General features: G+C 53.9%; 9 protein-coding genes. 1 reads left to right on the forward strand and 8 read right to left on the reverse strand.

The window, feature by feature from the left end:
- Positions 1-80: 80 nt before the first annotated feature.
- The 8 genes from AC0YOA_RS24480 to AC0YOA_RS24515 all read right to left on the reverse strand — a co-directional run bounded on the left by AC0YOA_RS24480 (position 81) and on the right by AC0YOA_RS24515 (position 10,957).
- The gene (locus AC0YOA_RS24480; RefSeq protein ID WP_475788857.1) at positions 81-1,163 is read right to left on the reverse strand and encodes a GerAB/ArcD/ProY family transporter; all 1,083 of its coding nucleotides are present in this window, start codon (positions 1,161-1,163) and stop codon (positions 81-83) included.
- A 13-nt stretch (positions 1,164-1,176) separates the two neighbouring features.
- Positions 1,177-1,404 carry a hypothetical protein gene (locus AC0YOA_RS24485; RefSeq protein WP_475788858.1) on the reverse strand — a complete coding sequence of 76 codons (228 nt, stop codon included), beginning with the start codon at positions 1,402-1,404 and terminating at the stop codon, positions 1,177-1,179.
- 1 nt (position 1,405) lies between these two features.
- On the reverse strand, positions 1,406-2,623 hold the full coding sequence (locus AC0YOA_RS24490) for a Ger(x)C family spore germination protein (RefSeq protein WP_475788859.1): 1,218 nt from the start codon (positions 2,621-2,623) through the stop codon (positions 1,406-1,408).
- A 7-nt stretch (positions 2,624-2,630) separates the two neighbouring features.
- Complete coding sequence (locus tag AC0YOA_RS24495) at positions 2,631-4,175, reverse strand: spore germination protein (protein ID WP_475788860.1); 1,545 nt, start codon at positions 4,173-4,175, stop codon at positions 2,631-2,633.
- A gap of 195 nt (positions 4,176-4,370) precedes the next feature.
- Positions 4,371-6,590, reverse strand: coding sequence for a methyl-accepting chemotaxis protein (locus AC0YOA_RS24500; protein ID WP_475788861.1), 2,220 nt, complete (start codon positions 6,588-6,590; stop codon positions 4,371-4,373).
- A gap of 176 nt (positions 6,591-6,766) precedes the next feature.
- Positions 6,767-7,876: a nitric oxide synthase oxygenase gene (locus AC0YOA_RS24505; protein ID WP_475788862.1), complete on the reverse strand. Its 1,110-nt coding sequence runs from the start codon at positions 7,874-7,876 to the stop codon at positions 6,767-6,769.
- Positions 7,877-7,911: 35 nt separating this feature from the next.
- Complete coding sequence (locus AC0YOA_RS24510; protein WP_475788863.1) at positions 7,912-9,909, reverse strand: GTP-binding protein; 1,998 nt, start codon at positions 9,907-9,909, stop codon at positions 7,912-7,914.
- Between the two features lie 157 nt (positions 9,910-10,066).
- Positions 10,067-10,957, reverse strand: coding sequence for a DMT family transporter (locus AC0YOA_RS24515; protein WP_475788864.1), 891 nt, complete (start codon positions 10,955-10,957; stop codon positions 10,067-10,069).
- 154 nt (positions 10,958-11,111) lie between these two features.
- Here AC0YOA_RS24515 and AC0YOA_RS24520 point away from each other — a divergent pair, with 154 nt between their 5' ends.
- A complete protein-coding gene (locus AC0YOA_RS24520) occupies positions 11,112-11,975 on the forward strand; it encodes a LysR family transcriptional regulator (RefSeq protein WP_475788865.1) in 864 nt (287 codons plus the stop codon).
- Position 11,976: the final 1 nt, after the last annotated feature.

Genomic DNA, 11,976 nt, shown 5'->3' on the forward strand with positions numbered 1-11,976 from the left:
CTATCGTACCACATTACCACTGCCCGCATGTACCGAAACTTGCCGTGCCCTGCCTGATGCTCCGGGCACCGCCGCTCTCTTCAATTGATCCGTTTCCGTAGCAGCGCCGCCAAATAGATCAGGACAGGAAAAACAAGAAAGCCTGTTAAAATATAAAAAGTGCCCGCAGTAGAAACGAATCGCGCCAGTGTCTGGAAATCCGGCAAGGACCAGAAAGACATGATCAGCGCGAGCAGGCCCATAGGAGCCGCAATAACCCCGTGGTTTTTCAACCCAAGCGTCTCTGCCATACTGAGGGTGGCGGCATAAAAAAAGACGCTGATTTTAATAAAGGCTCCGAATACCCATACCAGCAGCACCATGACTTCCACATGCTCGAGAAAATCCGACAAGCTGATGTAACGAGCTGCTACAAAAACAGAATAGTTGTAGATGGCGGTGGAGTCTCCTTGGAGCATCAGAACCGCGAGATTCGTGACGCACATGGTCAGCCCCATTGCCGTTACGGACAGAAATCCCCATTTCATGACTTTCTTGTCATCCTTGACCTGAGGCAGGAAATATAAAATCAACAGGAACTGGCAGTACCAGCCATCCACCACAAGAGAGCTTTTCAAAATCGGCGTCAGGCCATTCTCAAATACAGGAAGGATATTGTAGGCCTCGAAGCCCGGGATGGAGAGAAGAAGCGCCAGCAGCAGGAAGAATAAGATGAACGGAGCAAACAGCTGTGTGCATCTGGCCAACACTTCAACTCCCGCTTTGAGCACCCATATGCAAAGGATGATCATGCTTCCACTAACCACAATCAGCGGTGTTTTCACAAAAAAATTACTGACAATAAAGTCCCCGTAATCGCGGATAACGATGGACAAGATATGCATCTGAAAACAAACAAACAGAATGCCGCAGACTTTGCCCAGCGTCTTGCCCAGCACCCACTCTATCAAGCCGGCGAAGGACCCGTCGGGCGATAGGCGGTAAAGGCGAACCGCAATCCAGATCATTAAATAACCTACCAGCGAGCTTATGATCGGAGTGATCCACATATCCCGGCCGGTTAGCCGCGTTGTGATGGCCGGCATCAACAATACACTTGAGGCTGCCACCGCCTGATACAACAGTATGGCTGCCTGCAGGGCAGAAATTTTACCTCGGTCCATATGTCCCCTCCATTTATCGGGGCTCCAGCAGCCTGGAGACCGGTTTGTAAATGGCCGTTATCCACTGGGTAGGCCCGGGCAGCCTGCTATTAATCAGAAGGCCGATCGACAGCAGCAGCCCCAGAGCTCCAATCACACAATAAACGATGGTCTCGCGTTTTCCCGCCAACAGCGATTTTCGGTCCAGGCCATAGATGAACCCGCAGATAATCCAATATATCAAGACCATGACGACAAACATATCATTTCTCCTCCCCGGGATTAAGCGTGCTGATATTGGGACTAACAATTCCCATGTGAATAATACGGATCTTTACATTCGCATTAATGTCCACCTGTGGAAAAAGCTCATCCCACTTCATCTTGGCCTGCTTCCACTGCTTGGGATAATGCCTCCTGAAGGATTCTCCGATGCCGAATATGTCTGCCTTCATGTTCATCTGGATCTGTTTGAGCGCCCGCTCAATTCTGTCCCGGATGAGGTCATTTGCCCCCTGATTGATCAGCTTAATGTTGCCAGGCTTCATCAGGTCAAGCTTTGTCGTATTTTCTACAACATCCGCCATCCCTACGATGGACACGACCATCTGCCATTTGCCGTTGCGGTCAATATGGGGATGGAAGGTCGTTGAGGTGCTTATCAAATTAACCGATACTGTTCCTTCCGAGTCCTCCGGAGTCAGGGTGATGACTGAAGATTTAATGCGGTCGGTCATCCAGAATACCCCGCGGGTAAGGTCATCATCCACATGACCTACCATCACCCCCTGCTTGAAAATACCAACGCCATTAAAATAGGACGTGTCTGTCTTATGCAGATGATGCTCATCCGATATTTTACTTCCTGCTTGCACGTAGGGAAGAAAAAACGTTTGTTCCGGGTTTTCTATCATGTTCTGGATGATGGTTTTGAGATCAATCTCCGTGCTTACCTCCAATTTAGACAGCTCGCGAAGCGCCTCCATGGAGCTTCGCTCAAGCCGTGGAAGTATCTTCATAATGTCGATCGCTTTTCCCCCTGTTACATATACGTCGGCCCTCTCGCGCATTTGGCCAAACCGGAGAATGAAATCCAGATCATCCTTAATGCCGGTCTGCGCCCGTTTTCTCCCGAAAACAAACACATCGCTATGCCCCCAGAACAGTTTACGGGAGAGCCGCTCCTGAGTATGGGACATTGCATCGGCAAGCGAACTGCCTTTGGCCGTACTGACCGTTGTTTGCCCCTTCGTCCTGTTCACATCTACTGTACCATCTGAGGAGCTGGTGCCTTCCTTGCCCGAAGGAACATAAATCTGCACCGTAAGTTCAACCTCCCCTTTCTCCCCTTCATCAACACCTGCGGCCAGCACGATAGCCAAATCATTGATTTCCCTTCGGTCCCAGCAGCCGGACAGCAGAGGAACGAAGAAGGACAGAACGAGGATTCGTGCAATCTGCCGGATCGTTCTTCTCTTCATCGGCCTCTCACTCCCCCTCTTTCCTGGGAGCAGTGGGACGAAGACCGCTTGGCCGGCGGATGCCGCCGCCAAATCCGGTCAACCGCGGCCTTCGGGAAGGGCTCCAGGCAGGGGCTCTTGCCAGAATATCTTTCAATTCCCCTTCCATTAGGGGGGCAATCGGAGAGAGATACGGAACGCCGAAGGAACGCAGAGAGCACAAATGTATGGCGATTGCGATCAATCCCAGCAAGACGCCAAGCAGCCCCAGGAAGCCCGCTAACAGCATAATCGGAAACCGCAGCATGCGTACGGTGATACCCAGGGTGTACTGGGGCAGCATAAAGGAGGCAATACCGGTTATGGCAACGACCATGACCATGGGTGAAGAGACAAGTCCCGCAGATGTTGCCGCCTGTCCGATGACGAGCGCGCCAACGATACTGACAGCCGAACCTACCTGTTTCGGCAGTCGGACGCCGGCCTCGCGAAGCGCCTCGAACATAATTTCCATAATAAAGGCTTCAACAAGTGCCGGAAAAGGAATCTCCTCTCTGGATTCTGCCACGTTCAGCATCAGGGAGGTTGGAATCATTTCCTGATGATAGGTGAGAATAGCCACATAAACCGATGGAGCCAGCATCGCCACGAACATAAATATATAACGCAGCCAGCGGATCGCCGTGGAAATCATATACCGCTGATAGTAGTCCTCCGGCGACTGCAGCATGGAGATTAAGCCAATGGGAGCCATGAGCGCGAAGGGTGTGCCATCGGTCAGAATGACAAAACGGCCCTCCAATAAACCGGCGGCAGCCGTGTCCGGCCGTTCGGTCGAGATAATTTGCGGAAAGGGCGAGTATGGCTGATCTTCAATATATTCTTCAATGTTGCCGCTCTCGAATATGCCGTCCACTTCAATTCGAGTAAGGCGTTTCTCCACTTCCTCAATTAATCCGGGTTCGACCAGGCCATCGACATAGGCCAGGGCCACCCTCGTTTTGGTATAAAGCCCCAGCTCACGCAGCTTCATTTTCAACTCTGGCGATCTGACTTTACGCCGGAGCATGGCCATATTATCATTAATGGCCTCCGTAAAGCCTTCCCGTGGTCCTCTGACAACGGATTCGGCAATCGGTTCGTCAATCGCTCTTTTTCTCCAGTCGGCCAGCATGAATGTATGGCCTTGTGCCAAGCCGTCCACAAGCAGTATGACATTTCCAACCGTGATCTCGTCGGCCAGCTGCTTGAACGTATGAATCTTGTGGCAGGGCAGGTAATCCAGCTTTTCCCGGACCACAAGCTCCACCTCAGCGGCGCCGGCTTCCCCGATTCTCGGCACGGTTAACGTATCCCGAATTTCATTCAGCCGTTCTTCATTGGCAAGGCCGTCAAAATAAACAAAAAATCCCCTGTATTCCGGGGTGAACGGACACTCCAGAAAAATAATATCGCAGCAATCCTGATACATGTGCACCAGTCGGGTCCGGTTCTCTTCAAGACTCGCCGTGAGTTTGTCATTGGATTCGTTCCAGGCCTTGTTCATATCTTCCGTCCTCAGATCTGTCATCATGTTGTCCTGCCTTTATAGTTGCCATAATCAGGACCGAATAATCAGATACTGGCAGCAACCGGGCAAAGCGACATTCAATGAAGAAATTCACCGGAAAGCAAAAAAAACACCCTCCCGAATCACTGGCGGCACCAGTTATGCCGCTTGTGATTCTTGAAGGGTGTTGTGAGTGCCGTCAGTCCGACGGCAGCATCTCTATCTTCTGCGCTTCTCGGTTAGCTGGAACTGCCCGACCAGCTGCTGCAGAAAGGCGGTTATCGCCTCCACGTGACTGGAAGTATGGCGGACATTCATGAAGTCCGTTTGAAGCTCCTGGACATTGCTTTCCACTTCCTTGGAGATGAGGCGGTTATCTTTGCTGACCGTGGCGATTTTCTCCATCAGGACTACGACCTCATCAATAATTTGCGTCTTCAACGACTCATCCGCGCCCGCGTTTCTCAGGATTTCCGAAGCCGCCGCAACAAGCTCGTTGCCTTCACTGACCACCCGCGTTCCTTCCGCCATGGTTGTCGTTGCTTCCTGCGCGTTGCGATAGATGTTATGCACGATTTCATGGACTTCCTCGGTGGATTTCCGGGTCAGATCGGCCAGCTTCTTGATTTCCGCGGCTACAACTGCAAATCCGCGGCCCTGCTCGCCAACGCGCGCCGCCTCGATCGAGGCGTTAAGTGCGAGCAGATGCGTCTGCGCCGAGATTTCCTCGATGACATTCAGCACGTTGCGGATTTCATCCGTCGTCTGCATGAACGCTTCGATCGTAAGATTGGTGTGCGCCACCTTATCGGAGATTTGCACCATCTTGTCTCCGATCCGCACCAGCTCTCCCTGGGCGACGCCAATCTGCTCGGAAGCTTTGTTCTCCAGCACCCGCAAGGTTACACGCATCTCGTCAGCCACGCTCTTGGCAATATCGATATCCTTCAACTGGCTGCGGATGCTCTTGATCATGTCGCTGACTTTGCCGCTTACCCGCTCTGTTGTTCCCGCCGTCACAACTGTAGAATCACTCAGCAGCCGCTGGCTTGTCAGCACATCGGTTGAAGCCAGCTTCACCTGCAGCATGATGCCCTCCAGGGAATCGATCATATTATTAACCCACTTGGACAGCTCGCGCATTTCATTATTATCGAATGAGCCGGTGTCCAGCCGCTGGGTAAGATCTCCCTTGCCCTCCGCATTAACCCGGATAAAACGGTTCAGTCTCCGCATCTGGCGGACAACCCGGTTGCTGACCTTGCGGTTCAGCGAAACCATCATTACAAGACCCAGCAGCAGGTTGAAGACCCCGATCAGCAGCGCCTCTGCCAATCTTCCGACATGACCGGCCAGCAGATAGGCCAGCAGCGCGCCAAACACGCCCAGCAGCGTTATCCAGCCCAGCAGATGCTTGAACTGCGTCCATTTGATACTGCGGATGCGGTATACCTCCTCCAGGTCGCCCTCGCACATCATGCCCCACAGATCGGGACAATGCGGCAGCTGGAAGGTAACCCCTTTTCCAATAACGGAAATGTGGCGGTAATCGGAATATCCGGGAAACGCAACGAATAGATTGCTGCCGTTGCGGATCGTATTCGCTACACCCGGATGAAGCTGACCGGTGGCCGGGTCGGTAAACATGATCTCCAGCTCCGTATGCTCCTTAACCGATACGATGCCCCAGTCTGTAGTCACCCCGTCCTTCAGATTCTCCCCGTGCGTGAAGGTCCGGTCTTCGAACCGGCTGCGGGAGAGCGCTGTGCCGGGGGCGATATGGCTGCTTAACCCGGGCTTCGCCATAAAGATATAATTATCGCCGGAATCCGGATACACGTGGCCGGATTCCCGTTGAATAAGATCGCCGATGACATCGTTGGGGACACGGCCGCACACGGCACCGCACCAGACTCCCTCTTCCATAATCGGCGTAATGAAGAGCAGCGTCATTTTGTCGTGAAAGGATGAGGAACTGGGGCCGATTTTCAACGTCCACGGATCTGCATAAGGTCCGAACAGGCATTTGCGGCCTTCCTTCGTTTCACGTGAATAGCTGATTCCGTCCGCGATGGGATCTTCTTTGCCGTATTGCTGGCCAATGTGACTCTCGCAGGTTGAGAACACCACTTTGCCTGCCGCATTCAATAGATAAATTTCCGAGAAATCCGATGCCCGGGTATGAGTGCCTGTGAATAAACGCTCCCATATTGTCTGATTGTCTGCGCTGAGAATGGAAGCCCCCTGTCTTAATGCGGACAGCTGGCCGGACAAGCGGTCCAGATGATCCCAATACTCTGCCGTCCATGCCTGCAGCAGGTTCATCCTGGTGTCCGCAATGCCCTCAAAGCTGTCCTCCACATCCTCTTTCAGATCGGCATTCAACCGATAAGACCACCATAAAGGAAGTCCCTTGCGCCATCCAAGCCAGTCGAACATAGGCATCCCCAACCCTCTGCATATCTATTTTTTATGTCAGTAATTATAACATAAAAAATGGGACAAAATACTTAATATCTTAACAATTGATGTAGAATTTTAGCTTTAATTGGCAAAAAAATGCGCCTTTCGGCGCATTTTTCATAGGATTTGTCCAAATCGGCTAGCAGCCCCGCTTACGTTGCCCTGTCTTCCCGATAGAAGAAATTCGGCTTTACTACCGCATCGTCATAACGGTTGTGGAAGATGGCAGTCGTGGCCGGGGAAAGCGGCGGAATCAGCCAGGACCATCTGCCGGTGACTGCCCGCCCGCTGCGCGTCTCCTTCTCGACGAAGAGCCCGAACTGCTTGCTCGCCGTATGATGGTCCACAATGGTTACCCTTTTGAGCTTGAACGAATGCAGGACGGCCACATTGAGCTCTACAAGCGCCCGGTCCTTCCACAGCGTAGAATCCCTGCTTGTGTCCAGCCCCATCTTGGCTGCAACCTTCGGCAGCATGTTATAGCGGAAATCATCAGCCAGATTGCGCGCGCCAATCTCCGTTCCCATATACCAGCCATTGAAGGGAGCCGCCATATATCTGATCCCGCCGATTTCCAGCACCATGTCCGAAACGATCGGCACTGCATACCACTGCAGCCCAAGCTCCGCCACAGCCTCCAGATCCGGATGCACGATTGGCACCTGCATGACCAGATGTTCCGGAATGGCGAACCATCGGGGAGCCTGTCCGCCGATTTGAATGACAAGCGGCAGCACATCAAACGGCGTGCCCGCCCCCCGCCAGCCCAGCTCCTTACACATGGACGTGAAGGATACAGATGCCGGATCGCCAACAATGCCGGTGCTCGTTTCATATCCCGCGTAGCGGATCAACTGGTGGTTGTGAATCCGGATTCCCGAGCCGTTCTCTGCCGTCTCGGGTGCGAATACTGTAATAACCGGACGTATTTTGCCTCCATTGGTGGCATGTTCGATATGATCCAGCAAGGCCGCTGCGGCATCCTCTTCCGTCTGCGCTTTGCGGGCGTCCTGAATGGCCAGCGAATCCCAGAAGAAACGGCCAATGCAGCGGTTGCTGTTGCGCCAGGCCATTTTAGCCCCGTGGCAAAGTTCTTCCTCCGTATGCTCGTAGCTTCCGCTGTCCTTGATTGATTGCTCGATCTCTGCGAGCCGCTGCTCCGCTTCCTGCCCGGATTTGCCAAGCTCGCTGTAGCAGGTGCGAATAAAGGAAGCAGCCTCTTCCATGCGCTGTTTATTGTCGATGATGCTTAATTCCTGCATATAGAGTCCTGCCCATCTGTGTGAGATCGTTTTAATTAATTTTGAGTTAATGCATTACGTGCCGCCAATATATATTTGGGCTGATCCAGCGGGTTGACTCCTCTGCGCACCCGTTCCACATGAACGTCCGGCGGACAGTCCCGATAGCCGTGGAAGAAGGTTGACAGCGTTCCTCTGCCTCTTGTGAGCGAACCGAGCCTCGCGGGGAAATCCAGCGTGGTCGCCACCGGCAGCAGGCCTTCGATCTCCATGCGCTCCTGACGGACCACCGGCGCGTCGAATTCGCCCCGCATGACAACCAGCTCGCCGAGCAGCTTGCCGCCGTATTCCTCCGGTATGGACAAGCGGAACTTCAGCATCGGCTCCAGCAGCTTCGTGCCGACATTCGCCAGTCCATTCATAATTCCCATAGGCGTGGCAATAACAAAATCAAGCGGATGCGTATGCCAGACATGATGCTCCCCTTCCAGCAGAGTCACGCGAAGATCCGTTACTTCCCAGCCGAGCATGCCTTGGGAGAGCGCCTCCGGCACGCGCCGCGCCACTTCATTCTGGTAGCTGTCCAGCAGCTGCTCCCCCCTTACCAGGGAAGAATACGCAAGGCCGCTGCCCCGCTCCGCAGGTTCAATAAGAAACCGCAGAATCGCCCAGCAGGGCTTTGGCGACAAATAGGCAATGAATCCTTCTCCTGAAGCTGCGGGAGTTTCCTTATAGATAACGGAAGGAGCTCCGAAGGTCACATTGAGCCCGAAGCGGCTTTGCATCAAATGCGACAGCACCTCCATCTGAATAGGCCCCATAACCTTCAGGTGCAGCTCCCGCTCATCCTGCAGCCACTGGAGATCCAGCAGCGGGTCCTCATCTGCCAGCTCACCGAATGCGGCAACGATGGCGGGATATTCCGCCTCGTTGCGCCACTGCACCTGCACAGTGAGCAGCGGGACGGCAAGCCGCTTCTCTCCCGGCACGCGGTCCGGCGATCCCAGAATATCTCCGATCCGGGCCCGGTTCAGGCCGTATACCGCCGCAATATCGCCGGCCTTAAGCAGGCCGATATCCTCTGTTTTCTGTCCGTGCACCCGGCGGATTTGCGTCACTTTATCCTGGATATCGCGGGTAAAGTTGGACAGCGTGTCGCGATTGCGGATGGTACCGTCATAAAGTCTGACATACGCAATCTTGCCCATCGCCGGGTCCTTCTCCATTTTGAACACAACACCGGACACAGGAGCATCCTCGGAACCTTCCGGGGGCGGCAGAAACCGAACCACCGCATCCATCAGCTCCTTCACGCCGATTCCCCTGTTCGACGCCCCGAACAAGACAGGAAACAGCTCCGAACGGCGAATCCCTTCCTCCAGGACTGGCAGCAGCCTGGCAGCAGGCAGATCGCCGTCCTCCAGATAGCTGAACGTCAGCTCCTCATCCTGTTCCACAATCGCCTCCACCATCATATCCCGATAGGGCGATATCCAATCGGCCTGAACAGATCCGTCCTCTGCCAGCAAATCCAGTGAACCTGCAAAATCCCCTTCCGCACCCTCCGGCGCCTGAACGGGAACAACGCCATGTGAGAGCAGTCTGCCGATCTGCTTCAATACAGCCAGAGCATCAGCCCCGACACGGTCCATTTTGTTTATATAGATCAAGGTTGGAATCGACAGCTCGCGGAGTGCCTGCCAGATCACCTCGGTCTGGGCCTGAACGCCTTCAACCGCCGAAATTATAAGCACGGCTCCATCCATGACGCGCAGGGAGCGCTCCACCTCGGAGAGAAAATCGACATGTCCCGGCGTATCCACCAGATTGACCGGCGTCTCATTCCACATCATGCGGGTTACCGCCGCTCTTACCGATATGCCCCGCTCCCGCTCAACGTCGAGCCAATCCGTCTGGGAGGTTCCCGAATCGACGCTGCCCAGCGAGCGCATATGTCCGCTCAGAAACAGCATTTGTTCCGTTGTTGTTGTTTTCCCCGCATCAACATGGGCGAATATGCCAACATTCCGCATGGCTTGCTGCTGGTGCCCCATTCTTCTCGCTCATCCCCTTATAACTGCTGCTCCTATTATAGCGCAAGTTGCAAAGAAGAAGCGAGAAGCGGCGCAGCGGGCAAGCAGTGCCGACTGCGCCGCTTCCCGGCGTCTGAAACAGGCTTTCTCCAGGCAAAACATCAGCGGATTCTGCGCCTCAGCCTTGCTGCGGCAGCTCCTTCGGAATAACGATTTCAGCGCGTTTCCTGCTGTCCCAATTCACCAGAAAAATTCCTAAGCATATGAACGCTCCCCCCACTCCGACATACCACTGCACCCTTTCGTCCAGCATCAGCCAGCTGAAGATTACGCCAAAGAGCGGCACAAGAAAAAGAAAGGCGCTCGTCTTGGCAGGATCGCCGCTGCGCAGCAGATAGAACCATACCGAGAACTGAATAATCGAGCACAGGATCGCCAGTATCATTAGTACGGTGACAGAGGTGCTGTTAATGATGAAATAAGGATGACCCGTAATGACACTGAGCAGGAGAAGTATGACTCCGCCGGCAAGCATTTGATAGGCGGCAAGCACTGTCATATCGAACGCCGGCCCCCACCGTTTGATGAGCAGGGTCGATACGGCAAAAAAGACGGCTCCCGCAAAGCTGATCAGAGTACCGGGCTGAAGGCCGATATGAAAGCCGAAAGTAAAGGCAACGCCGACGAAGCCAACCGCTACTCCCAGCCATTGGCGGCCGCGGTAGACGGCCCCGGTGAACAGGGTGCCGAGTACGATAACAAGCAGCGGATTGGTACAGGTTATGATGGAGGATTCACCGGATGTGATCCAGTGCATGCTGTAGGATGCGCAGCCCATAACTCCCGCAGATTGAAAAAGTCCGAGTACTGCGGCTTTCCACCATTGGCTGCCCCGGGGGCGGGGCCTCCGGGCAACGATAACCGCCAACAGGCTCCCGGCAATGATGAAGCGGGCCCCCATGAGAAAGAACGGGGGCGCATAAGTAAGTCCGATTTTACTGATTGGAAATGCCAGCCCCATTAATATTGTTGTCAGCAGCACCAGGCTAATATAGAGATATTTATTCATAGGACAGCTCTCCCTTAATCTATGATGAGAATGTTTATATTGTAGGGGAGGCATGGTTTCATGTAAAATGATTATATAAGATATTAATTATCATTATTAGAGATACCAGAACTGTACATGTGTTAATACTTCAAATAGATGGAGGTGTGGATTCATGGAGAGTTCCGATTTGCGCGTATTTCAAATGGTTGCCCGGGAAGGGTCGATTACGAAAGCGGCCGCCCGGCTTGGCTATGTTCAATCGAATGTCACCGCACGCGTCCAGCAGCTGGAATCCGAGCTTGGCACCGTGCTGTTCTTCCGTCACAACAGGGGGATGAGCCTTACATCCGGCGGCAGAACGCTGCTTGGCTATGCAGACAGAGTCGTCGGCCTCCTGGATGAGGCCGCCATGGTCTTCTCCTCTTCCGATGAGCCGAACGGTCCGCTTATGATCGGATCAACCCAGACAGCAGCGGCAGTCCGGATGCCCGCGCTGCTTGCTTCTTATTACAGCCATTACCCCAAAGTTCTCTTGTCGCTCACAACCGGAAATTCGCAGTTTCTGATGGACAAAGTACTCCATTATGAGCTGGACGGAGCCTTCATCGGCTGCCCGTGCGATCATCCCGAGCTCCAGGGCGCTCCCGCCTTCACCGAGGAGCTTGTTATCGTATCCGCTGCTGCGGTGCCCGACCTGTCAGAGGCGGCGAAGAAGCCCATACTTGTATTCAGCACGGGCTGCTCCTACAGGGATGTATTGGAGCAGTGGATGCGGACAAGCGGTCTTCATCGGTCCGTTATTATGGAATTCGGCACGCTTGAGGCGATTATTGGCGGCGTCTCCGCCGGACTCGGCATATCCCTGATGCCGCGGAGCGTCGTTCAGAAGCATGAGGCGGAAGGCACCGTCCGCATACATGAATTTCCGGTCTCCCTGCGCCAATCCGAAACAACCTTCATCACACGCAGGGACTCCTTTATCAGCAGCGCACTGCGGGCTTTCATCGACAGCCTTCCCGCCGCTCAAGAAATATAAA

Source organism: Paenibacillus sp. JT22N12 (assembly GCF_056269365.1).